The following is a 21,121-nucleotide window of genomic DNA, read 5'->3' as shown; positions in this document are numbered from 1 at the left end:
GCTCTCCTTATCGCTTCGACTTCGAGGCCAGGCCCTCAAAGATGTCGATCAGCCGCCCCTCGTCGTCGAGGGTCTCGACGTCCAGGCCCAGGGCCTGGAGCTCCTTGACCAGCACCCGGAAGGACTCGGGGACGCTCGGAGTGGGGATGTCCTGCCCCTTGATGATCGCCTCGTAGGCCGCGGAACGGCCCTCGATGTCGTCGGACTTGACGGTGAGCATCTCCTGCAGGGTGTGCGCGGCGCCGTAGGCCTCGAGCGCCCAGACCTCCATCTCGCCGAAGCGCGGGCCGCCGAACTGGGCCTTACCGCCCAGGGGCTGCTGGGTGATCAGCGAGTAGGGGCCGGTGGAGCGGGCGTGCATCTTGTCCTCGACCATGTGGTAGAGCTTCATCACGTACATCAGCCCGACCACGATCGGGCCCTCGATCGGCTCGCCGGTGCGCCCGTCGTAGAGGACCATCTTGCCCTGGGTGAAGAGCTCCTTGAGCTGGTCTTCCGGGGACTTCTCGGGGTCCACCAAGCGCAGCTTAGCGGCCCGGTCGAGGACCTCCTTCTCCCGCTTGTCCACCCCCTGACCGAGCCGCGCGCGCTCGGCCTTGCGGCGCTCAAAGGCCTCGGCCAGGTGGGCCTTGATCTCCTCCTCGGTGGCCCCGTCGAAGATCGGGGTGACGAACTTGAGGCCGAGCTCCCGCGCCGCCAAACCGAGGTGGGTCTCCAGGATCTGGCCCAGGTTCATGCGGCTGGGGACGCCGAGGGGGTTGAAGACGACCTCCACCGGGGTGCCGTCGGGCAGGTGGGGCATGTCCTCCGGGGGAAGGATCTTGGCCACCACGCCCTTGTTCCCGTGGCGGTTGGCGAGCTTGTCGCCGACCTGGATCTTGCGCTTTTGCGCGACGTAGACGCGCACCACCTCGAGGACCCCGGGCTTGAGCTCGACGCCCCGGTCCCCGCGCTTGAGGCGCACGGTGCGCACCACGATCCCGCCCTCACCGGGGGGGACGCGCAGCGAGGTGTCCTTGACGTCGCGGGCCTTCTCCCCGAAGATCGAGCGCAGCAGCCGCTCCTCCGGGGAGGGCTCGGTCTCGCCCTTGAAGCTGGTGCGCCCGACCAGGATGTCGCCGGGCTTGACCTCGGCGCCGATGCGCACCACCCCGTCCTCGTCGAGGTCGCGCAGCGCGGCCTCGGAGAGGTTGGGAATGTCGCGGGTGATCTTCTCCGGACCCAGCTTGGTCTGGCGGGCCTCGATCTCGTAGCGCTCTATGTGGATCGAGGTGTAGTAGTCGCGGCGCACCAGGTCCTCGCTGATGATAATCGCGTCCTCGAAGTTGTAGCCGTCAAAGGGCATGATCGCGACCAGGACGTTCTGCCCCAAGGCGAGCCGCCCCTCCTCGGCGGCGGGGCCGTCGGCGAGGAGGTCGCCGCGCTTCACCTTCTGCCCGACCCGCACCCGGGGGCGCTGGTCGAGCGTCGTCCCCTGGTTCAAGCGGGTGAAGCGGCGCAGGGTGTAGGTGACGACGTTGCCGTTCTCCGCCTCGACCTCGATGCGGTTGCCGTCGACGTAGCGCACCACCCCGTCGATGTCGGAGAAGACGCTGGTCATCGAGTCGCGGATCACCCGCTCCTCGATCCCGGTGCCCACCACCGGGGCGTCGGCGCGGATCAGGGGCACCGCCTGGGCCTGCATGTTCGAGCCCATCAGCGCGCGGTTGGCGTCGTCGTGCTCGAGGAAGGGGATGAGGTTGGTGTTGACCGAGAAGACCTGCTTGGGGCTGACGTCCATGAACTCGACCTCTTCGGGCCGCACCAGCACCGGCTCGCCCTTCTTGCGGGCCACCACCTTCTCGACCGCGATCCGCCCGTTCTCGTCCAGGGGGGTGTTGGCCTGGGCGATGACGTACTTGTCCTCCTCGTCGGCGGTCATGTAGACGACGTCCTTGGGATCGGAGCTGACCACGCCGTCCTTGGCCCGGCGGTAGGGGGCCATGATAAAGCCGAGGTCGTTGATCTGACCGTAGGCCGCGAGGGAGTTGATCAGCCCGATGTTGGCCCCTTCCGGGGTCTCGATCGGGCAGAGACGGCCGTAGTGGGTGCGGTGCACGTCGCGGACGTCGAAGCCCGCGCGCTCGCGGGTCAGCCCGCCGGGGCCGAGGGCGGAGATGCGCCGCTTGTGGCGGATCTCGGAAAGGGGGTTGGTCTGGTCCTTGAACTGGGAGAGCTGGCTGCGCCCGAAGAACTCGCGGATCGCCGCGGCCAGGGAGCGGTTGTTGATCAGCTTGGCCGGGGTCGCGGTCTCCGGGGTGCCGAGGATCATCCGCTCGCGTACCCCCCGGGCCATCCGCCCCAGCCCCACCCGGAAGTGATCGGCGAAGAGCTCGCCGACGGTGCGGATGCGGCGGTTGCCGAGGTGGTCGATGTCGTCGACCTCGAAGCCCTCGAGCCCGGCGGTCAGGCCCAGCAGGTACTTGATCGTGGGCACCAGGGCCTGGTCCTTGAACGCCCCCTTCTCGAAGAGCAGGAGGGTGCGGCCCTTCATCTTCACCCCGAGCTTCTTCTCCACCTTGTACTTGCCGGGCTCGCCGAGGTCGTAGCGGCGGGGGTCGGCGAGGAGGGAGTAGAGGTAGTTGGTCGCCTTGTCCCGCTTCGGCGGGTCACCGGGGCGCAGGATGGTGAAGAGCTTCAAGAGCGCCCGGTCCGGGGTCATCGCCAAAATCTCCTCGTCGAAGAGCCCCTTGGCGGCGTCCCCGAACTTCTTGAAGTGGCGCTTCAGGCTCTTTTCGTCGTGGCCCAGAACGCGCAAGAGGAGCGCCACCGGGAACTTGCGCCGGTTGACGCGCATGATCAGGACCCCCTGGTTGTCGAACTCCAGGTCGATCCAGGGGCCCCGCTTGGGCAGCGGGATGAGCGAGGCCACGTAGCGGCCGGGCTTTTGCTCGTCCTCGGTGAAGTAGACCCCGGGGGAGCGGTGGATCTGGGAGATGATCACCCGCTCGACGCCGTTGATGATGAACGAGCCGTCGGCGGTCATCAGCGGGATGTCGCCGAGGAAGACCTCGTCCTCCTTGATCAGCCCGGTGTCCTTATGGATAAGCTGGAGCTTGGCGTAGAGTGGGGCCTGGTAGGTCAGGTCCTTTTCCTGGCACTCCTCGGGGTCGAAAGGGGGGTCGAGGAGGCGGTACTCGAGAAAGTCGAGGACCATCCCGCCCTCCTCGATGGGAAAGACCTCGCGGAACGCCGCCTGGAGACCGAAGTGGGCCCGCTTCGAGGGCGGCGTGTCGAGTTGCAAAGCGTTTTTAAAAGAATCAACCTGGATTTGCAGCAGCGGCGGAAGGGGAATGACCTCGCGGATCCTTCCGAACCGTTTGACGTCTGCCATGATCACCTCTTTTTAGCGAAGGAGGGGGGCCGGGCAAGGCTGCCCGGCGACCCCGAAAAACGCACACCCGGTGGGACGGCGAGCCAGTGACCCGCCGAAGCGCTACTTCAGCTCGACCTCGGCGCCGAGCTCTTCGAGCTTCTTCTTGAGGGCCTCGGCCTCTTCCTTGCTCACGGCCTCCTTGATCACGCCGCCCTTCTCGACCAGCTCCTTGGCCTCCTTGAGCCCCAGGCCGGTGATCGCGCGGACCTCCTTGATGACCTGAAGCTTCTGGCCGCCGGGGGACTTGAGGACGACGTCGAACTCGGTCTTCTCCTCGGCCGCCGGGGCCTCGCCGCCGGCCGCGCCGGGGACCGCCGCGACCGCCACCGGGGCCGCCGCCTCGACGCCCCACTCCTCCTTGATGCGGTCGATCAGCTGCTTCAGCTCGAGCACCGTGGCCTGGTTCAACTGCTCCATGATCGCGTCTACGTCTAGCGCCATCTCCTACCTCCTATGCTGCTTCCTCTAGCTTCTTCGCCTGGGCCTCAAAGAGACCGACCAACTCACGCTGCGCGCCGGAAAGCACGCCCGCGAACTCCATCAACGGGGCGCTCAAGACGCCGACCAGCTCGGCCTTGAGCTCCTCCTCGCTGGGCAGCTTGGCCAAAGCCTGGACTTCTTCGGCCGAAAGCACGTTGCCCATGAGGAGCCCCGCCTTGACCTTGGGAACTTCCTTGCCGACTTCCTCGGCGAACTTGGTGAGCACCTTCGCCGCGGCCACCGGGTCTTCGAAGAAGACCAGGGCCGAGGGGCCCTTGAGGTGCTCCTCGATCGAGGCCTGCCCCAGCTCCTCCATCGCGATCCGGATCAGGGTGTTCTTGGCGACAAAAAGCCGCGCCCCCCTCTCCCGCAGATCGCGGCGGAGCCGGAAGTCCTCGTGGGCGTCGAGCCCCTGGTAGTCGACGAGGAAGAACGACCCTCCGGTGGCCTCGAGGTGCTTTTTGATCTCCCCAAGAAGGCGCACGTTTCTCGGATTGGGCACGTCTCCCTTCCTCTCCGGGGCGGGGGACCCCACGGTTTGCCTAGGGTTTCGAAACGCTTTCCCCCAAAAGCGCCTCGGCGGGATGTTTAAGGCGAATCGCCCCCCGCTGTCTTCAGCGGCTTGGCGCGGACCGCGTCCGCACCGGGGTGCCAAAGCTAAACCATACCGAACGCGGGGCGAAAAGACCAGTGTGCAGGATCACGTTCCGCCCCCTCCCTCTCCTAGCTCGGGTACTTGACCTTGAGGGAGGGCCCCATCGTCGGCGCCACGTGCACGCTCTTGATGAAGGTCCCCTTGGCGGCCTCCGGCTTCGCCGCCTCCAGGGCCTTCATGAAGGCGCGCAGGTTCTCCGCGAGCTTTTCCGGCTCGAAGCTGGCCTTACCGATCGGGGCGTGGACCACGCCGGTCTTGTCGTTGCGGAACTCGATCCGCCCGGCCTTGATCTCGCGCACGATCTCGCCGATGTTGAAGCCGACGGTTCCGGCCTTGGGGTTGGGCAAAAGGCCCCGCGGACCCAGGATGCGGCCGAGCTCCTTGCCCACCACGCCCATCATGTCCGGGGTGGCGACGACGGCGTCGAAGTCCAGCCAGCCTTCCTTGATCTTCTTGACCATCTCCTCGCCGCCAACGTAGTCCGCCCCGGCCTCCTCGGCCTCCTTGAGCTTCTCGCCCTTGGCGATGGCCAGGACGCGCACCGCCTTGCCGGTCCCGTGCGGCAGGGCGACGGTGGAGCGCACGGTCTGGTCCGACTTGCGGGGGTCGATGCCCAGCTTGACGTGGACCTCGACGGTCTCGTCGAACTTGGTGCTGGCCAGCTCCTTCACCAGCCGCGCCGCCTCGTCGACGGTGTAGGTCTTCTTGACGTCGACCTTTTCCAGGAGGTTGAGGTAGCGTTTGCCGCGCTTAGGCATCGGGCATCCCCTCCACGTCCACGCCCATCGAGCGGGCCGAACCGGCGATCATCCGCGCCGCGGCCTCCAGGCTGGCAGCGTTGAGGTCCTTCATCTTCATCTCGGCGATCTTCAGGCAGTCGTCCCAGGTGATCTTGCCGGCCTTCTGGCGGCCCGGCTCCGAGGCTCCCTTTTCGATCCCCGCGGCCTTGCGGATCAGGTAGGAGGCCGGCGGGGTCTTGGTGACGAAGGAGAACGAGCGGTCCGCGTAGATGGTGATCTCCACCGGGACGATCGCGTCGCCCATGTTGGCGGTGGCAGCGTTGAAGGCCTTGACGAACTCCATGATGTTGGCGCCGTACTGACCCAGCGCCGGGCCCACCGGGGGGGCCGGGGTGGCCTTGCCCGCGGGCAGTTGCAGCTTGACGAAACCAACGACTTTCTTTGCCATGTTTTTCTGCCTCCTAGCTCCCCCGAACTTCGGGGTACGAACGCTAGCCCTAGGCCTTGGTGACCTGGGAGAAGTCCAGCTCGACCGGGGTTTCCCGGCCGAAGATGGAGACCAAAACCTTGACCTTGTTGCGCTCGGGATGGATCTCGGCCACGGTGCCGGTGAAGTCGGCGAAGGGGCCGCTCACCACCCGGACCTGATCCCCTTCCTTGAAGCTGACCTCGGCCTTCGGACCCTCTTTCTCCTTGGCCACGCCCGCGGCCTCGAGGATCCGCTGCACCTCCTCCGGAGTCAGGGGCACCGGCCGGTACTTGCCGCGATCGTCGATCGTGCCCACCACCCCGGTGACGCCGGGGGTGTTGCGCACCACCTCCCAGGCCTCGTTGGGCTCCTCGGGGTTGTCGCCGAGGTCCATCTGGACGAAGACGTAGCCGGGAAAGAGCTTGCGCTTGACGATCTCCTTCTGGCCGCCCTCGCGGTGCTCGACGATCTCCTCGGAGGGGATCAGGACCTGAAAGATCTTGTCCTGCATGCCCAGCGCCCGGGCACGCTTTTCGATGTTCTCCTTGACCTTGTCCTCGTAGCCCACGTAGGTGTGGACCGCGTACCACTCGATGCTCATCGCAAGAACCTTAGGATGACCCCGATCGCCCAACCGAAGAAGACGTCGTAGAGCCAAAGGAGGACCATCATGAAGAAGGTGAAGAGCAGCACCGCCTCGGTGGACTGGATGATCTCCTCGCGGCTCGGCCAGGTCACCCGGGCGAGCTCGGCGCGGGCCTCCCGAAAGTAGGTCACGATCCGCGCCAGCATGTTAGACCTTCACTTCCCGGTGCACGGTGTGCTTCCTGCACCAGGGGCAGTACTTCCTCAGCTCAAGCTTGGAGGGGGTGTTGCGCCGGTTCTTCTCGGTGGTGTAGTTGCGGCGCTTGCACTCGGTGCACTCGAGCTGGATGATGATGCGGACGTCGCTGGCCATGGCTTCCTTTCCAAATCCCGGGGCCGGCGCGCGCCGGCCCCGGCGAGCGGACTACTCCAGGATCTTGGTGACGACGCCGGCGCCCACGGTGCGGCCGCCCTCGCGAATCGCAAAGCGCAGCCCCTCCTCAAGCGCAATCGGCTTGATGAGCTCCACCGTGAAGTTCACGTTGTCCCCGGGCATCACCATCTCCACCCCCTCGGGCAGGGTGACCACCCCGGTCACGTCCGTCGTGCGAAAGTAGAACTGCGGCCGGTACCCCGAGAAAAACCCCGTGTGCCGCCCGCCTTCCTCCTTCGTCAGAATGTACGCCTGCGCCTCAAACTTGGTGTGCGGGGTGATCGTCCCAGGCTTCGCCAGCACCTGCCCCCGCTCCACCTCGTCCCGCGCAATGCCCCGCAGCAGCGCGCCGATGTTGTCCCCGGCAATCGCCTCCTTCAACACCTTGCGGTGCATCTCCAGTCCGGTCACCACCGTCTTCTGGGTGGGCCGCAGGCCGACGATCTCCACCTCCTCGCCCACCGTCAGCTTGCCCCGCTCCACGCGACCGGTGGCCACCGTCCCCCGACCAGTGATCGTGAACACGTCCTCCACCGGCATCAAGAACGGCTTGTCCACCTCCCGCTGGGGCTCCGGAATGTACTCGTCCAGCGCGTCCAAAAGCTCCCAGATCTTATCCACCCACGCGTTCTCCCCGCGCTTGGTGTTGGGGTTCTCGTGCAGCGCCTCCAGTGCCTTCAGCGCCGAGCCCCGGATCACCGGCACCTCGTCCCCGGGAAACTCGTACTGGTTCAGCAGGTCCCGAACCTCCATCTCCACCAGCTCGAGGAGTTCCTCGTCGTCCACCATGTCCACCTTGTTCATGAAGACGACGATGTAGGGCACCCCCACCTGACGCGCCAGCAGAATGTGCTCCCGGGTCTGCGGCATCGGACCGTCCGCCGCGCTGACCACCAGGATCGCCCCGTCCATCTGCGCCGCCCCGGTGATCATGTTCTTCACGTAGTCCGCGTGCCCCGGGCAGTCCACGTGGCTGTAGTGCCGCTTCGCCGTCTCGTACTCCACGTGCGCGGTGTTGATCGTGATCCCCCGCGCCTTCTCCTCCGGCGCCTTGTCAATCTGGTCGTAGTCCGCAATCTCGACGTTCGGGTTCTCCGCCGCCGCAGCAAACGTGATCGCCGCCGTCAGCGTCGTCTTCCCGTGGTCCACGTGCCCGATCGTCCCTACGTTCACGTGCGGCTTCGTGCGTTTGAATTCCTCTTTCGCCATCTCTTTCTGCCTCCTAGCAGGGCAAACCCGCCCGCATAAAGCGGGCGTGGTCTGACCCTCGCGGATTTGGAGCTCGCGGCCGGACTTGAACCGGCGACCTCTCCCTTACCAAGGGAGTGCTCTACCGGCTGAGCTACGCGAGCCCGTGGAGCGGGAGACGGGACTCGAACCCGCGACCCTCGGCTTGGGAAGCCGATGCTCTACCAACTGAGCTACTCCCGCGCGTGGTGGGCAGGGTGGGACTCGAACCCACGAAGGCATACGCCAACGGTTTTACAGACCGCCCCCTTTGCCACTCGGGACACCTGCCCACGCCTCTTGGAGCCACCCAGGGGAGTCGAACCCCCAACCCCCCGATTACAAGTCGGGCGCTCTACCAGTTGAGCTAGGGTGGCACCCTGGGGGCTGGGCCGGGGGATGGGACCCCTGCCCGAAGAAGCAGCCTAGCACATCGAGAAAAAAGGTGTCAAGCTATCGCCTTGGTCATCGGACGTTTTCCCGCTCGGCGCGCTTACGCTCCGCCTCGCTGAGGTGGCGTTTGCGCAGGCGCAACGCCTTGGGGGTGACCTCGAGCAGCTCGTCCTCGGCGAGGAAGCCCAACGCGGCCTCGAGGGTCAGCCGCCGCGGCGGGGTGAGCTTGATCGTCTCGTCGGAACCGGCGGCGCGCATGTTGGTGAGCTTCTTGTTCTTGGTGACGTTGACCCCGAGGTCGCCCTCGCGGACGTGCTCGCCGACCACCATTCCAGCGTAGACCTCCTCCCCCGGGGCGATGAAAAAGCGCACCCGCTCCTGGAGCTTGCCGATCGCGTAGGCGAAGGCGCGGCCGGACGCGGTGGCGTAGGCGCTACCGCTCTGGCGCCGGGGCAACGCGCCCGCGTAAGGCCCGTAGCCGTCGAAACTCTGGGCGAAGAGCCCCTCGCCCCCGGTGAGGGTCAAAAAGCGGCTCTTAAAGCCGAAGAGCGCCCGCGCGGGCACGCGGAACTCGGCGCGGACGCGCGTCCCCTCGGGAACCAGGTTCAAAAGCTCGGCCTTCTTCTGCCCGAGGAACTCCATCACCGCACCGAAGCGCGCCTCGGGAAGGTCGACGACCAGCCGCTCGTAGGGCTCCTGGTCGCCCCGCATCAGGACCTCCGGGGGGCCGACCGCGAACTCGTAGCCCTCCCGCCGCATGTTCTCTAAGAGCACCGCCAGGTGCATCTCGCCGCGGCCCTTGAGGACGAAGGCCTCGGCGTCCTGCTTTTCCACCCGGAGAGCGACGTTGGTCTCGAGCTCCTTCATGAGGCGCGCCTCGAGCTGGCGGCCGGTGACGTAGGCGCCCTCGCGCCCGGCGAAGGGGCTGCTGTTGGGCAGCATGCGGATGGCCACCGTCGGGGCGTCCACCGCCAACCGGGGGAGCGGGGTGGCCTCGAAGGAGGCGGCGAGGGTGTCGCCGATCTCCACCCCCTCCATCCCGGCGATGGCCACGATGTCCCCGGGGAGAACCTCGTCGGCCTCGAGGCGGGAGAGGCCCTGGTAGGTGAAGACCGCGACCGCGCGCAGGGTCCGGGGGGCGCCGCTTGCGTGCACGACCAGGGTGTCCCCCTTCTTCACCCGACCCTGATGCACCTTGCCGATCGCGATCTTTCCCAGGTAGGCGGAGCGGTCGAGGTTGGCCACGCGCATCAAGAACGGGCCCTCGGCGGCGCTCGGCGGGGGGACGTGCTCGAGGATCGTGTCCAAGAGCGGGGCCAGGTCGTTGGGCGCCTCCCCATCGCGCCAGGCCTTGCCCTCGCGGCCCACCGCGTAGAGGTAGGGGAAGTCGAGCTGGTCCTCGCTGGCCCCGAGCTCGGCCATCAGGTCGAAGGTCTCGGAGAGCACCGCGTCCGGGCGGGCCCCCTCGCGGTCCACCTTGTTGATCACCACGATCGGCTTGAGGCCGGCTTCGATCGCCTTGCGCAGGACGAAGCGGGTCTGGGGCATCGGCCCCTCGGCGGCGTCGACCAGGAGCAGCACCCCGTCGACCATCGAAAGCGCCCGCTCCACCTCGCCGCCGAAGTCGGCGTGCCCCGGGGTGTCGACGATGTTGATCTTGGTGCCCTTCCAGATCAGGGCGGTGTTCTTGGCCAGGATGGTGATCCCCCGCTCGCGCTCGAGGTCCTCCGAGTCCAGCACGCGCTCGGTGAACTCCCCCCGCGAAAGGGCCTGGCTGATCTTGAGCATCTCGTCCACGAGGGTGGTCTTGCCGTGATCCACGTGGGCGATGATGGCGATGTTGCGAAGGCTCATAAACAACCAACCCTACCGGTTCTGGCGCCCAAACGCAAGCGCCTAGACCGCGGCCTTCTTCGCCCGGCCAAAGGCCATGCGCAGCTTGAAGAGCGCCCGCTTGTGGAGTCTTTTGGCGGCCTCAAGCGTCAGCCCCAACGCCTCGGCGGCCGCTTCCAGGGGCTGCCCCTGGCCTTCGACCAGGGTGGCGATCCGGGCCTCCTCCTCGGAGAGGGCGTCGAGGAAGCGGGAGAGCTCCTCCCAGCTGGCCTTGGCCTTCGGCTTTTTGGCGGCCTTGGCCTTTTTGGGCTTGGCCTTCGGTTTTTGCGCGCGCTTTTCCAAGAGCCGGGGGTAGGCGTAGTCCGGGCAGGCGGGGTTCGAGCACTTCAGCGTGCCGGCCTTGCCCTTTTTCACCATCGGCCAGCCGCACGTTGGGCAAGGGGTCTCGGTCGGGGGGTCGAAGACCACGAAATCGCAGTCGGCCTCGCTGCAACGCCAGTAGGTCCGCCCCTTGCGGCTCTTCTTGGCGACGATCTCGCCCTTCTTGCACTTGGGGCAGGTCAGGCCGGTCGAGGGGGCCTCGTCGCGGGTGTAGGTGCACTCCGGGTAGCGGCTGCAGGCGATGAAGGGGCCGTAGCGCCCCCACTTGCGCACCAGCGGCGCGCCGCACGCCGGGCAGGCCTCGCCGATGGGCTCGGCCTCGCGCTTTTCCTCCAGCGGCTCGGTGTAGGTGCACTCGGGGTAGCCGGTGCAACCCAAAAACTGGCCGTAGCGCCCGGCCTTGACCTCGAGGGGCCGGCCGCAGACGGGGCAGGTCTTCCGCGGCACCTTCTTGAACTCCTCCATGAAGGGCTCGAAGAAGACCCGCACCGCCTCCGGCCAGGCCCGCGCCCCTTCCTCGACCCGGTCCAGCTCCGCCTCCATCCGGGCGGTGAAGTCGTAGGCCAGGACCCTGGGGAAATGGGTCTTGAGGAACGCGACGACCTCCCGGCCCAGCGGGGTCGGCCGCAGGCTCCGGCCCTCGCGGGCGATGTAGGCGCGTTTTTCCAGGGTCTCGATGGTGGGGGCGTAGGTGCTGGGCCGGCCGATCCCCTTCTCCTCCAGGGCCTTGACCAGGCTGGCGTCGGTGTAGCGCGGCGGCGGCTGGGTGAAGTGCTGCTCCGGGCGGACCTCGACGAGGCGGGCGGTCTCCCCCTCCGCGAGGGGCGGCAGGTCGCGGTCGCCCTCCTCCCGGCCCCAGACCCGGAGGTAGCCGTCGAACAAGAGCTTGCTGCCGCTGGCGCGGAAGACCAGGCCGCCGGCCGCCAGGTCAGCCCGGGTCTGCAGGTAGCGGGCGGGGGTCATCTGGCTGGCCACGAAGCGGCGCCAGATCAGGTCGTAGAGCTTGAACTCCTCGTCCGAGAGGTAGGGCCGCACCTTCTCCGGGGTGCGCAGCACGCTGGTGGGCCGGATCGCCTCGTGGGCCTCCTGGGCCCCCTTCTTGGCACGGTAGACGGGTGGGGTCTTGGGCAAATAGGCGGGGCCGAAGCTGGAGGCGATGAAGGGCCGCACCTCGGCGACCGCCTCCGGGGCCACGCGCACCGAATCGGTGCGCATGTAGGTGATCAGCCCGACCGTCTCCCCCCCGAGGTCCACCCCCTCGTAGAGGCGCTGGGCGACGCGCATGGTGCGTCCGGCGCTCCAGCCGAAGCGGGTCGAGGCCGCCTGCTGCAGGGTGCTGGTGGTGAAGGGGGGCGGGGCCTTCTTCTGGCGCTCCTTTTGCTCGCTCTTGACGACGCGAAAGGCCCCGATCGCCTGGGCTCGCGCCTTGATGGCCTCGGCGGTCTTGGCGTCGGTGATGAGGAAGGCCTCGCGGCCGCCGCGCTTTTCCACCAGCCGCCGGCCGTCCACGCTCAAGAGCTCGGCGACGAACGCGTCCTCGCCGCGAACGAACCGGCCCTCGAGGGTCCAGTACTCCTGCGGGGTGAAGGCCTCGATCTCGGCCTCGCGCTCGGCCACCAGCCGCAGCGCCACCGACTGCACCCGCCCCGCGGAGAGGGCACGCTTGCGGAACTTCTCGGAAAGGAGTGGGGAGAGGTTGTAGCCGACGAGCCGGTCCAGCACCCGCCGCGCCTGCTGGGCGTCGACGCGGTGCAGGTCCAGGGTGCGGGGGCGCTGGATCGCCTCTTTGACCGCCCGCGGGGTGATCTCGTGGAACTCGGCCCGGATCGGGGCCTGGGGGTCGAGCTCGAGCAACCGGGCCACGTGGTAGCCGATCGCCTCCCCCTCGCGGTCGGGGTCGGTGGCCACCAGGACGCGGTCGGCGCGCTTGGCCGCCGCCGCGAGCTCCTTGGCGACCTTCTTCTTCTCCCGCTTGACGACGTACTCCGGCGCGAAGCCCTTCTCGACGTCCACCCCGAGCTTGCGCTCGGGCAGGTCGACGATGTGGCCTAGGCTGGCCTTAACCTCGTACCCCCGCCCCAGGATGCGGGCCAGGGTCCGCGCCTTGGCCGGAGACTCGACGACGATGAGGGTCTTTTGCGGCACAAACCTAAGTATACCGCGCCGGACGGCAGGGGTTAAAGCCCGGCGCTAGAACTCCTCGTCCCACTCGATCATCGACTCGCTGGTCGTGGTGGGCGAGGGGCTGGACTCGCCGCGATCGCGGATCAGGCCAAACTGGCGAGCGATACCCCAAAGGCCCCAGCCAGCGAAGACGATGACCAAGAAGATCAAGACCCCCCAGGCGATCTGCACCACGATGCTCTGGAAGAGTGAGAGGTTGGAGAGCACCGCGAGCTGGGGCAGGCCCCCGTAGACCGCGAGGATGTCGCCGAGGTAGGAGAGGCCCTCGAGCATCGCCGGCAAGAGCAGGAAGAAGAAGGCCAGACCAAGGAAGCGCCAGTAGACGTTGCGCCCCCCGAAGGTCAGGCGGATCAGGTAGAGGGGAAAGAGCGCGAGGATCCCGGCGATCAGGAACATCACCGCCCGGGGCAGACCGAAGGTCGCGTTCTCTACGGCGATCTGGGCGTTGAACCAGGGGCTGACCGGCTCGTCGAAGACCCGGTCCCGCACCCGCTCCAGGGCCACCGCCAAGACCGCGACGTCCGAGGAACGCAGGCCAAGCCCGGTGGAGATGCGCTCGAAAAAGGCCTCGGTCGCCTGCGCCAAAACGGGGTCCACGGCCTCGACCAGGGGGTAGAGGCTAAAGCGGTAGCGCCCCAGGGCAAACCCCAGGTAGGTCCGCGCCCGGTCGTACTGCCCGGTCGAGAGGTAGGCCTGGGCGGTGGCGACGTAGCCCTCGGCGATGTAGAGCTGCTCGCGCCAATCGTCGATGCTCTCGACGCCCGCGGAGATCAAGGTAAGCGCCACCTGGCGGGCCTTCTTAGGGTCGTTGAGGAGCAGGTTGAGGTCATCGGTGAAGCGGGCCACCAGCATGGGGTCGTACTTGGGCTTCGGCTTCGGCTTGGGCTTGGCGGGCGCCGTGGCCGCGGGTTTCGGGGTCGCCGGTTGCGAGGGCTGAGGGGCCACCGGTGCCGGCACCGGCTGCGGTGCCGGCGCGCTGGGCGCGGCGGCCCTTGGCGCCGGCGCCGGGGCGATCGCCTCCAACGCACGCCGGGCTTCGGCGGCGAGGGCGGCGACCTCCGCCTTAAACCCGTCGACGTCCCCCGAGGTCAGCTTCTCCAGCGCGCTGACGAAGGCCTTGGAGGTCAACGCCCCGACCCGTGGGGAGTCTTGGATGACCAGGAAAAGCCCGTAGGCCTTCGAGGTGAGCGCGTAGGCCCGGACCCGGTCCTCTCCGGTTTGGGCGAGCTCGAGGGTCTTGGCGATTGCCTCCAGGTAGGCCCGCTCGAAGAGCCGGCGCAAGCCCTCGATCTCCCTGGCCTGGGCCAGCGCCCATGCCCGCTCCTTGAGCTCGGGAGGCCGGGCGGTGGCCTCGATAAGGCGGTCCAGAATGACCTTCGCAGCTTCCAGATCGCCGCGGCTGACGGCCTCGAAGAAGGCGTCGTAGAGGGCCTTGCCGAACGCCCCGCGGAGCACCCAGATGCGCCCCTCGAGGTCCGCCTTGCTGCGGCGCGCCACCGAGACCCGGGCGTCCTCGAGCGCCCGGGCGATGCCCTGGGCGATCACCTCGGGCAGCTGATCCTGGCCTTTTTGAAAGGCTTTCTTGGCCTCGTCTACCAGCAGGAGCGCCTGGGCGGGGTCCGTGGCGAGCACGCGCTTGGCCTCGAGCACCCGAGGCACCACCGCATCGTAGAGGGTCACGACCGGCGGCGCCGCGGCCAAGGCCAGCCCCAGGAACGCCAGCACCAAGATCCATCGCTTCATGCACCGCCTCCTTCTTCCACCTGCAAGAGCCTCGCCATAAACCGCCCGAGGTTAGCTCCCCGCTTGGCCACCACGGCCAGGAGGTGCCGCCCAAGGGGACGGGCGAAGATCACCGCGTCTTCCATCAATATATAGCCGACCTTATAGGGACGCCGGGCCAAGATGCGATGGGCGGCGTAGAGCAGGGGCGGTAAGGAGGCCTCGGCCCCGGGAAAACGCACCTCCGCGCTCCCCGGCCCGATCAGCATCACCCCCAGCGTGCCCTCCTCGCGGGCCACCTCGGAAAGGAGCCGCCGCCGGTCCTCGACCGAGCTCAGGTCCACCTGGCGGCGCCGGCTGCGTTGTTCGGTCTCCACCGGCGGCGGGGTCGCGCTGCGCTGGGCACGGGCGCGTAGCGCCTCGATCAAGCGGGCGTAGGCCCCCACCGGCTGAAAGACGGGGATGATGCGCTGGATCTCTTCCACCAGCGGTCCTTCCAAGAAGGCCACCCAGTCCTCCGGGGTCAGCAGAGGAGGGTGCCGTCGCTTTGCTCGCTCGATCAGGTTACGGGCTGCGGCCGGCGGGAGCCCGAACGCCGCGAGCGCGTCGATCACCGCGTCTTCTTCCTGCATACGCCCCCTTAGCCCGGCATTATACGGGCCCTATTCCAGCCGAAAGGCCGGGTCCGCCCCACCCTCGACCCAAAACGCCCCGTCGGGCAGGACCTCCTTCTTCCATACCGGGAGGATGACCTTGACCCGGTCGATCGCGTAGCGGGCGGCGGCGAAGGCCTCGGGGCGGTGGGGGCTGCTGACCGCAATCAGGATCGAGGCCTCGCCCGGATCCACCCGGCCCAACCGGTGCAGGAGCGCAATCCGGCCCAAGGGCCAGCGCGCGCGCATCTCCTCGGCGATCTGGGTCAGCACCTTCTCGGCCATTCCTGGGTAGGCCTCGTAGACCAGGTGGTCGACGGTCTGCCCCTTGTTGGGACTGCGGGTGGTCCCCAAGAAGAGGGCCAGCGCGCCGTATTCCGGCCGCACCGCCCAGGCCACCACCTCGGGGATCAGGGGCTCGAGCGGGGCCTCGGTCAGACCCAGCCGCTCGTTTGCACCTCCCGAAACCGGAGGCAAAAAGGCGAGCTCGTCCCCTTCGGCGAGCGGCTGGTCGGGACCAGCGAAGGCCTCGTTCACCGCGGCCATCCCCCCGGAAAGCCTGAGGTCGGGGAACCGGGCCTCGAGCGCCCGGGCCGCGTCCGCGACCGTTGCCCCGTTTTCGAGCTCGAGCTCCAACGCGTCCCGCCCCGCGATCTCGCGAAAAGCGGCAAAGAGCCTGATCTTAACTTTCATCCTTCCCCCCTCCCAGCGTCTCGCTCAAGGTCCGTGCCACGCTCAAGGCCCGAGCATAGCGCATGCGCTCGGGCCCTACCAGGGAGAGCTCCCCGTGCCAACCCGGTCGGCCGAAGCCGGCCTGCACCCAGGCCGCGCCGCCTTCGAGGCGGATGTTGTAGCGGCCCTCGGGGGTGAGCGGCCCCCTGGGCGGGGCCTCCAAGAGGCTCAACACCCGCGCCAGGAAGGCCGGGTCCTTGGCCTCCGGCTCGGAGAGCAGCTCGGCCACCCCGGCGATGTAGCGTTCGTCCTTGGCGGTGGCGAAGGCCCCTTTCAACGCCGACTGCAGCGCCGCCAGCTTGGGCGAGTCGGCGGCCCCCTGCTCCGCCGCCGCCAACAGCTCCGGTTCCGGGGCAAAGGGCAGGTCCAAGACTGCCTGGCGCAGCCGCCCCCCCTCGAGCACCGCGAGCGCCAGGACGCGCTGGTCCTCGAGCGGGGTGAGGTGGACCTGGACCACCTGCGGTTCGTCCCGGGGCACCAGCCGCAAGAGGGCCGGGTAGCCGGCCAGCCGCGAGGCCATCTGGGCGGCCAGGCGCGGCCAGTCCTGACCCGCGTTCTCGAGCGCCCGGCGCATCGCTCGCGCGGTGGGCGCGGGCAACGGAGCCGGGGGCAGGAGGCCCAGCGCGTAGGCGTGCAGCGCCTTGGTCGTGGGCACCCGTCCCGCGGAAGCATGGGGCTTTTGGACGTAGCCCGCGGCCTCCAGCGCAAGGAGGTCGTAGCGCACCGTCGCCGGGCTCACCCCGAGGGCCTCGGCCAACAGCCGCGAAGGGATCGGCCGGTTGGCCTCGACGTAGCGCTCGACGAGGGCCTTGATGAGCGCGGCCTGACGCTCCGTCACACCTGCATTCTAGCCTTGACCGGGCGTGCATAATTTTGCAAAAATCCGGGGAGAAAGGGGGTATCAGTATGAAGAAAGCGTTTTGGATCCTCGCCGTCTTCGCCCTAGGCCTAGGCCTTGCCGCGAAGTGGGACATGCACGTCGCCTGGCCCCCCGGCAACTTCCACACCAAGGGGGTCGTGCGCTTCGCCGAGCTGGTCAAGCAAAAGACCGGTGGCGCGCTCGAGATCGTCGTCCACCCCGGCGGCGCCCTGGGCTTCAAGGGGGCCGAGATCCTGCGGGTGGTGCGCGACGGCACCCTGCCCATCGCCGAGGTGCTGATGGGCAACGTCCAGGGGGACGAGCCGATCTTCGGCCTGACCTCGCTGCCCCTCCTGGCAGGAAGCTACGACGACGCCTGGCGGCTCTACGAGATCGCCCGCCCCTACTACGAGAAAGCGCTCGAGCGCAACAACGCGATGCTCCTCTACGCCGCGCCCTGGCCGCCCTCGGGGCTCTACGCGAAAAAGCGCCTTGAACGCCCGGCCGACTTCAAGGGGCTGAAGGTGCGCACCTACGACGCCAACTCCGCGGAGTTCGTGCGCCTGCTCGGGGCCGAGGGCATCCCGATCCCCTTCTCCGAGCTCTACACCGCCCTCTCCACCGGCCTGGTCAACGCGGTGCTGACCTCGACCGTCACCGGCGTCGACGCCAAGCTCTGGGAGGTCACCCGCTACTTCCACCGCATCAACTACGCCTATCCCCTGAACATGGTGATCGTCAACAAGCGGATGTTCGAGGCCCTGCCCAAGGAGGTGCAGGCCGCGGTGCTCGAGGCCGCCAAGCAGGTTGAGGCCGAGCAGTGGAAGAACTCCAAGCAGGCCGACCTGGTCTCCGAGATCGCGCTGAAGAACCACGGCATGACGGTGATCAAGAAGATCAACCCCGAGCTCCAGGCGGCGATGAAGCAGGCCGCGAAGACGCTCTGGGACAAGTGGCTTAAGCTCGCGGGCGAAGCGGGCCAGGCGATCTTCAAGGCCTACTTCGGCGAATGAAGGCCCTCATCCGGGGGCTCGAGGCCCTGGCGACCCTGATGGGCTGGGTCGCCGGGGCCCTTTTGGTGGTGACCACGGCGCTGATCTTCACCGAGATCAGCCTGCGCCTCGCCTTCGGCCGCTCCACGCTGGTGGCCCAGGAGTACTCCGGTTACTTCCTCGCGGGGATGATCTACGGCGCCGCGGGCTACACCCTGGCCCACGGCGAGCACATCCGCGTGGGGCTGCTCTACGAGCGCCTGGGGCCCGAGGGGCGGCGCTGGCTGGACCGGCTGGCCCTGGCCCTCGGGGTCTTCTTCTCCCTGCTCTTGGTCATCGCCTTCTGGCAGCTCTTTTTGGACGCCTGGCACTACCAGACCCGCAGCTTCACCCCCGCGCGCACGCCGATGGTCTACCCCCACGGGCTGGCGTTGGCGGGGGCGGTGACCTTCTTCCTGGAGTTCGTGGCCCTCTTCTTGAAGAGCCTCTTCGACCCTGGACCGATCTGGAGGCGACGTGAGTCCTGAGATCCTGACCGCCACCGCGGCGATGATCGGGGTGCTCTTCCTGCTCCTCGGGCTCTCCGTCTGGGTCGCGGTGGCGCTCTTTCTCACCGCGCTCTTTGGCCTCGAGTTCTTCGCCAACCCCTCTCCCATCCGGGTCCTCTCGAACATCGCCTGGAACGCCGCCGACTCCTGGGCCCTGGTGGCCCTGCCGCTCTTCATCTACATGGGCGAGATCCTGCTCAGGACCCGGATCTCGGAGAAGATGTTCGACGGCCTCGCCCCTTGGCTGGGGCGGCTGCCCGGGGGGCTCTTGCACGTCAACGTCGCCGCCAGCACGCTCTTCGCCGCGATCTCCGGCTCCTCCGCGGCAACCGCGGCGACGATCGGCAAGATCACCATCCCTGAGCTGAAAAAGCGCGGCTACGACGAGCGCCTCATCGTGGGCTCGCTGGCCGGCGCGGGCACCCTGGGCTTCCTCATTCCGCCCTCCCTGGTGATGATCATCTACGGCGTCCTCGCCGATGTCTCGATCGGCCGGCTCTTCATCGCCGGCATCGTGCCCGGCCTGCTCCTGGCCCTGGGCTTTTCCGGCTACCTGGTCCTGATCGGGCTCTTGCGCCCCGAGCTGGCCCCCCCGGCGAGGGAGCGCTACACCTGGGGCCAGCGCCTCAAGGGGCTTTTCGACCTGCTGCCGGTGACCCTGCTGATCCTCGCGGTTTTGGGCAGCATCTACGCCGGGCTCGCGACCCCCACCGAGTCGGCGGCGATCGGCGTGGTGGGGGCGCTCGTGCTCGCCTACCTCTACCGCACCCTGACCGTGAAGGAGGTCATTCGGGCCACCCTGGGCGCGGTGCGCACCACCAGCATGATCGGGCTGATCGTCGCCGGGGCCAGCGTGCTCACCACCGCGATGGGCTACATCGGGATTCCCCGGGCCATCGCCGAGGCCATCGCCCAGATGCAGCTCTCCCCCTACGCGCTGATCTTCGTCCTGGCCCTCTTCTACATCGTGCTCGGCTTCTTCCTCGACGGGATCTCGATGATCGTGGTGACCCTGCCCATCGTCCTGCCGCTGATCAAGTCCGCGGGGTTCAGCCCGCTTTGGTTCGGGATCTTTTTGGTGCTGATGGTCGAAGCGGCCCAGATCACCCCCCCGGTGGGCTTCAACCTCTTCGTGATCCAGGGGATCAGCGGCAAGCCGATCTCCTTCGTGGCCCGCGCCGCGCTGCCCTTCTTCTTCGTGCTCATGGGGCTGGCGGTGCTGATCACCGCCTTTCCGGAGCTGGCCCTCGTTCTGCCCCGGCGCATGCTGGGAAGTTGATCGCGGGCAAATAAAGTTTTAGAATAAAACCGGACTGAAAGGGGGGATCCGGATGCCGCTGACCGGGCTCGAGGTCTTCGACACCACGCTGCACAAGACCCACAAGTGGTTGAAGGAGATCATGGAGGCGCTGGGCACCGACGACCGGCACAAGGCCTACCTGGCGCTGCGCGCGGTGCTCCACGCGCTCCGCGACCGGCTGACCGTCGAGGAGGTGGCCCAGCTGGGGGCGCAGCTGCCGATGCTGATCCGGGGCATCTACTACGAGGGCTGGGACCCCACCCACAAGCCGCTCAAGGAACGGCACCAGGAAGCGTTCTTAAAGCACATCTACCAGGCCTTCAAGACCACCCGGGCCCAGGAGCCGGACGTCGACCCGGAGGCGGTGGCCCGTGCGGTCTTCAAGGTGCTCTGCCGCCGGATCAGCGAGGGCGAGATCGAGGACATCCTGCACATCCTCCCCAAGCACCTCAGGGAGCTCTGGCCCGAGGAGGGCTGCCCCAAGGCCGGCTGAGCCAGAAGGCACCGAGCAGCGCCCCCAGCAGATCTGCCGCCCAGTCCCCGGCCGAGGCCTCGCGGCCGGGGACGAAGCTTTGATGCCACTCGTCGCTGAGCGCGTAGAGCGCGGCCAGGAAGAGGGCGGGACCCGGGCGGCCCAGGCCCCGGGCGAGGAGGAGGCCGAGGAGGGCGTACTCGAGCGCGTGGGCCAGCTTGTCCCAGGGAGGGGGCAACCCCACCGCGCTGCCGGGAAGCGCCGAGAGGGCGAAGATCAGCCCCATGTAGGCGATGGCCGCCCCCAGGTAAGGCCAGCTCACGCCTCGACCAGCTCCAAGAGCACCCCCCCGAGGGCCTTGGGGTGCACGAAGGCCACCCGGTGGCCGCCGAAGCCCACCCGCGGTCGCGTATCAACGAGCGGCCAGCCCCGGGCCCTCAGGGCCTCGAGCGCAGCCTCGATCTCGGGAACGGCGACCGCCAGGTGATGCAGCCCCTCGCCGCGTTGATCGAGGAAGCGAGCCACCGGACCGGCGGGGTCGGTGGGCAGGAGCAGCTCGATCGCCGCGCCGGCCTCGGCCTCGAGCATCGCCACCCGCACCCCCTGCTCGGGGACCTCCCCCTCGGCGACCACCCGGTAGCCGAGGACCGCCCAGCGCGTCTTGGCGGCCTCGAGGTCGGCCACCGCGATCCCCACGTGGTGCAGGCGCATCGCTCAAAGCTCCTTCAAGGCGGCCTCGACGGTCGGGGCCCGCACCTCGCGGTGGGGCACCGGCGGGCCGTGGTGGGCGTGCCCGTGGTGGGCGTGGCCGAAGCGCGCCCCCAGCCAGAGGTCGCTGGGCCCGAAAAGCCGCACCAGCTTGTTCGCCTTCTGCCCGCCCTCCTCGCGGGCGTAGGGGTTCTCGAGGAGGGCCACCCGCCGCCACCCCTCCTCCCCCTTCTCGTAGATCGCGTAGTAAGGGCTGTGGCCGAACGGCCCCGGGTAGAGCCGCTCGCCGTCCGGCATCACCGCGATGACGATCCGCATGCCCCCAGCCTACGCGGGGGCC

22 protein-coding genes and 4 tRNA genes are annotated in these 21,121 nt (G+C 68.1%); 4 read left to right on the top strand and 22 right to left on the bottom strand.

Annotated features, from left to right (window positions below; translation table 11 throughout):
* Positions 1 to 7: 7 nt before the first annotated feature.
* The 19 genes from rpoB to ACZ48Y_RS08795 all read right to left on the bottom strand — a co-directional run bounded on the left by rpoB (position 8) and on the right by ACZ48Y_RS08795 (position 16,740).
* Positions 8 to 3,373, bottom strand: coding sequence for a DNA-directed RNA polymerase subunit beta (rpoB, locus tag ACZ48Y_RS08885; RefSeq protein ID WP_464740483.1), 3,366 nt, complete (start codon positions 3,371 to 3,373; stop codon positions 8 to 10).
* A gap of 102 nt (positions 3,374 to 3,475) precedes the next feature.
* Positions 3,476 to 3,856, bottom strand: coding sequence for a 50S ribosomal protein L7/L12 (gene rplL, locus ACZ48Y_RS08880; RefSeq protein ID WP_464740481.1), 381 nt, complete (start codon positions 3,854 to 3,856; stop codon positions 3,476 to 3,478).
* 10 nt (positions 3,857 to 3,866) lie between these two features.
* Positions 3,867 to 4,397 carry a 50S ribosomal protein L10 gene (rplJ, locus tag ACZ48Y_RS08875; protein WP_464740479.1) on the bottom strand — a complete coding sequence of 177 codons (531 nt, stop codon included), beginning with the start codon at positions 4,395 to 4,397 and terminating at the stop codon, positions 3,867 to 3,869.
* Positions 4,398 to 4,618: 221 nt separating this feature from the next.
* The gene (gene rplA / locus ACZ48Y_RS08870; RefSeq protein ID WP_464740477.1) at positions 4,619 to 5,308 is read right to left on the bottom strand and encodes a 50S ribosomal protein L1; all 690 of its coding nucleotides are present in this window, start codon (positions 5,306 to 5,308) and stop codon (positions 4,619 to 4,621) included.
* Positions 5,301 to 5,738, bottom strand: coding sequence for a 50S ribosomal protein L11 (rplK, locus tag ACZ48Y_RS08865; protein ID WP_464740475.1), 438 nt, complete (start codon positions 5,736 to 5,738; stop codon positions 5,301 to 5,303). The genes rplA and rplK overlap by 8 nt, the downstream gene beginning before the upstream one ends.
* Before the next feature lie 49 nt (positions 5,739 to 5,787).
* Positions 5,788 to 6,360: a transcription termination/antitermination protein NusG gene (nusG, locus tag ACZ48Y_RS08860; RefSeq protein WP_464740473.1), complete on the bottom strand. Its 573-nt coding sequence runs from the start codon at positions 6,358 to 6,360 to the stop codon at positions 5,788 to 5,790.
* Complete coding sequence (gene secE / locus ACZ48Y_RS08855) at positions 6,357 to 6,551, bottom strand: preprotein translocase subunit SecE (protein ID WP_464740471.1); 195 nt, start codon at positions 6,549 to 6,551, stop codon at positions 6,357 to 6,359. Before secE ends, nusG begins: the two co-directional genes overlap by 4 nt.
* A gap of 1 nt (position 6,552) precedes the next feature.
* A complete protein-coding gene (gene rpmG / locus ACZ48Y_RS08850; protein ID WP_464740469.1) occupies positions 6,553 to 6,717 on the bottom strand; it encodes a 50S ribosomal protein L33 in 165 nt (54 codons plus the stop codon).
* 51 nt (positions 6,718 to 6,768) lie between these two features.
* Positions 6,769 to 7,986, bottom strand: a complete 1,218-nt coding sequence (gene tuf, locus ACZ48Y_RS08845; protein WP_464740467.1) for an elongation factor Tu — start codon at positions 7,984 to 7,986, stop codon at positions 6,769 to 6,771.
* A 67-nt stretch (positions 7,987 to 8,053) separates the two neighbouring features.
* A tRNA-Thr gene (locus ACZ48Y_RS08840) sits at positions 8,054 to 8,129 on the bottom strand.
* A 3-nt stretch (positions 8,130 to 8,132) separates the two neighbouring features.
* A tRNA-Gly gene (locus tag ACZ48Y_RS08835) sits at positions 8,133 to 8,208 on the bottom strand.
* Between the two features lie 3 nt (positions 8,209 to 8,211).
* Positions 8,212 to 8,297 (bottom strand) — tRNA-Tyr (locus ACZ48Y_RS08830).
* An 8-nt stretch (positions 8,298 to 8,305) separates the two neighbouring features.
* Positions 8,306 to 8,381 (bottom strand) — tRNA-Thr (locus tag ACZ48Y_RS08825).
* Between the two features lie 88 nt (positions 8,382 to 8,469).
* Positions 8,470 to 10,251, bottom strand: coding sequence for a translational GTPase TypA (gene typA / locus ACZ48Y_RS08820; protein WP_464740465.1), 1,782 nt, complete (start codon positions 10,249 to 10,251; stop codon positions 8,470 to 8,472).
* Between the two features lie 42 nt (positions 10,252 to 10,293).
* Positions 10,294 to 12,756, bottom strand: coding sequence for a type I DNA topoisomerase (gene topA / locus ACZ48Y_RS08815; protein ID WP_464740463.1), 2,463 nt, complete (start codon positions 12,754 to 12,756; stop codon positions 10,294 to 10,296).
* Between the two features lie 45 nt (positions 12,757 to 12,801).
* Complete coding sequence (locus ACZ48Y_RS08810) at positions 12,802 to 14,538, bottom strand: hypothetical protein (RefSeq protein WP_464740461.1); 1,737 nt, start codon at positions 14,536 to 14,538, stop codon at positions 12,802 to 12,804.
* On the bottom strand, positions 14,535 to 15,149 hold the full coding sequence (locus ACZ48Y_RS08805) for a hypothetical protein (RefSeq protein WP_464740459.1): 615 nt from the start codon (positions 15,147 to 15,149) through the stop codon (positions 14,535 to 14,537). The genes ACZ48Y_RS08810 and ACZ48Y_RS08805 overlap by 4 nt, the downstream gene beginning before the upstream one ends.
* Before the next feature lie 30 nt (positions 15,150 to 15,179).
* Positions 15,180 to 15,863: a molybdenum cofactor biosynthesis protein gene (locus tag ACZ48Y_RS08800; RefSeq protein WP_464740457.1), complete on the bottom strand. Its 684-nt coding sequence runs from the start codon at positions 15,861 to 15,863 to the stop codon at positions 15,180 to 15,182.
* Complete coding sequence (locus tag ACZ48Y_RS08795; protein ID WP_464740455.1) at positions 15,853 to 16,740, bottom strand: DeoR family transcriptional regulator; 888 nt, start codon at positions 16,738 to 16,740, stop codon at positions 15,853 to 15,855. The genes ACZ48Y_RS08800 and ACZ48Y_RS08795 overlap by 11 nt, the downstream gene beginning before the upstream one ends.
* 68 nt (positions 16,741 to 16,808) lie before the next feature.
* Between ACZ48Y_RS08795 and ACZ48Y_RS08790 the strand changes: the two genes are divergently transcribed.
* The 4 genes from ACZ48Y_RS08790 to ACZ48Y_RS08775 are packed head-to-tail and all read left to right on the top strand — an operon-like array spanning position 16,809 to position 20,094.
* A complete protein-coding gene (locus ACZ48Y_RS08790) occupies positions 16,809 to 17,774 on the top strand; it encodes a TRAP transporter substrate-binding protein (protein ID WP_464740453.1) in 966 nt (321 codons plus the stop codon).
* Positions 17,771 to 18,280 carry a TRAP transporter small permease subunit gene (locus ACZ48Y_RS08785; protein WP_464740451.1) on the top strand — a complete coding sequence of 170 codons (510 nt, stop codon included), beginning with the start codon at positions 17,771 to 17,773 and terminating at the stop codon, positions 18,278 to 18,280. Before ACZ48Y_RS08790 ends, ACZ48Y_RS08785 begins: the two co-directional genes overlap by 4 nt.
* Positions 18,281 to 18,302: 22 nt before the next feature.
* Positions 18,303 to 19,580, top strand: a complete 1,278-nt coding sequence (locus tag ACZ48Y_RS08780) for a TRAP transporter large permease (protein ID WP_464742900.1) — start codon at positions 18,303 to 18,305, stop codon at positions 19,578 to 19,580.
* A 52-nt stretch (positions 19,581 to 19,632) separates the two neighbouring features.
* Complete coding sequence (locus ACZ48Y_RS08775; protein WP_464740449.1) at positions 19,633 to 20,094, top strand: DUF2267 domain-containing protein; 462 nt, start codon at positions 19,633 to 19,635, stop codon at positions 20,092 to 20,094.
* On the opposite strand, the gene ACZ48Y_RS08770 is transcribed toward ACZ48Y_RS08775, so the two are convergent.
* From ACZ48Y_RS08770 to ACZ48Y_RS08760, 3 genes are read right to left on the bottom strand one after another with little or no spacing between them, the layout of a single operon-like run.
* Positions 20,051 to 20,395: a VanZ family protein gene (locus tag ACZ48Y_RS08770; RefSeq protein WP_464740447.1), complete on the bottom strand. Its 345-nt coding sequence runs from the start codon at positions 20,393 to 20,395 to the stop codon at positions 20,051 to 20,053. The genes ACZ48Y_RS08775 and ACZ48Y_RS08770 overlap by 44 nt on opposite strands.
* The gene (gene mce, locus ACZ48Y_RS08765; protein WP_464740445.1) at positions 20,392 to 20,784 is read right to left on the bottom strand and encodes a methylmalonyl-CoA epimerase; all 393 of its coding nucleotides are present in this window, start codon (positions 20,782 to 20,784) and stop codon (positions 20,392 to 20,394) included. The genes ACZ48Y_RS08770 and mce overlap by 4 nt, the downstream gene beginning before the upstream one ends.
* Positions 20,785 to 20,787: 3 nt before the next feature.
* Positions 20,788 to 21,099, bottom strand: coding sequence for a NifB/NifX family molybdenum-iron cluster-binding protein (locus ACZ48Y_RS08760; RefSeq protein ID WP_464740443.1), 312 nt, complete (start codon positions 21,097 to 21,099; stop codon positions 20,788 to 20,790).
* Between the last annotated feature and the right edge of the window lie 22 nt (positions 21,100 to 21,121).

It is taken from the genome of Rhabdothermus arcticus (genome assembly GCF_055382915.1).
Note: the sequence above shows the minus strand (reverse complement) of the source record. Positions and strands in the feature narration are given on the sequence as shown.

What these genes read in the sequence shown, in the direction of transcription:
- rpoB (WP_464740483.1), bottom strand. Translation starts at nt 3,373, where the DNA reads ATGGCAGACGTCAAACGGTTCGGAAGGATCCGCGAGGTCATTCCCCTT.
- rplL (WP_464740481.1), bottom strand. Translation starts at nt 3,856, where the DNA reads ATGGCGCTAGACGTAGACGCGATCATGGAGCAGTTGAACCAGGCCACG.
- rplA (WP_464740477.1), bottom strand. Translation starts at nt 5,308, where the DNA reads ATGCCTAAGCGCGGCAAACGCTACCTCAACCTCCTGGAAAAGGTCGAC.
- rplK (WP_464740475.1), bottom strand. Translation starts at nt 5,738, where the DNA reads ATGGCAAAGAAAGTCGTTGGTTTCGTCAAGCTGCAACTGCCCGCGGGC.
- nusG (WP_464740473.1), bottom strand. Translation starts at nt 6,360, where the DNA reads ATGAGCATCGAGTGGTACGCGGTCCACACCTACGTGGGCTACGAGGAC.
- secE (WP_464740471.1), bottom strand. Translation starts at nt 6,551, where the DNA reads ATGCTGGCGCGGATCGTGACCTACTTTCGGGAGGCCCGCGCCGAGCTC.
- rpmG (WP_464740469.1), bottom strand. Translation starts at nt 6,717, where the DNA reads ATGGCCAGCGACGTCCGCATCATCATCCAGCTCGAGTGCACCGAGTGC.
- tuf (WP_464740467.1), bottom strand. Translation starts at nt 7,986, where the DNA reads ATGGCGAAAGAGGAATTCAAACGCACGAAGCCGCACGTGAACGTAGGG.
- typA (WP_464740465.1), bottom strand. Translation starts at nt 10,251, where the DNA reads ATGAGCCTTCGCAACATCGCCATCATCGCCCACGTGGATCACGGCAAG.
- ACZ48Y_RS08810 (WP_464740461.1), bottom strand. Translation starts at nt 14,538, where the DNA reads ATGAAGCGATGGATCTTGGTGCTGGCGTTCCTGGGGCTGGCCTTGGCC.
- ACZ48Y_RS08805 (WP_464740459.1), bottom strand. Translation starts at nt 15,149, where the DNA reads ATGCAGGAAGAAGACGCGGTGATCGACGCGCTCGCGGCGTTCGGGCTC.
- ACZ48Y_RS08800 (WP_464740457.1), bottom strand. Translation starts at nt 15,863, where the DNA reads ATGAAAGTTAAGATCAGGCTCTTTGCCGCTTTTCGCGAGATCGCGGGG.
- ACZ48Y_RS08790 (WP_464740453.1), top strand. Translation starts at nt 16,809, where the DNA reads ATGAAGAAAGCGTTTTGGATCCTCGCCGTCTTCGCCCTAGGCCTAGGC.
- ACZ48Y_RS08785 (WP_464740451.1), top strand. Translation starts at nt 17,771, where the DNA reads ATGAAGGCCCTCATCCGGGGGCTCGAGGCCCTGGCGACCCTGATGGGC.
- ACZ48Y_RS08780 (WP_464742900.1), top strand. Translation starts at nt 18,303, where the DNA reads ATGATCGGGGTGCTCTTCCTGCTCCTCGGGCTCTCCGTCTGGGTCGCG.
- ACZ48Y_RS08775 (WP_464740449.1), top strand. Translation starts at nt 19,633, where the DNA reads ATGCCGCTGACCGGGCTCGAGGTCTTCGACACCACGCTGCACAAGACC.
- mce (WP_464740445.1), bottom strand. Translation starts at nt 20,784, where the DNA reads ATGCGCCTGCACCACGTGGGGATCGCGGTGGCCGACCTCGAGGCCGCC.
- ACZ48Y_RS08760 (WP_464740443.1), bottom strand. Translation starts at nt 21,099, where the DNA reads ATGCGGATCGTCATCGCGGTGATGCCGGACGGCGAGCGGCTCTACCCG.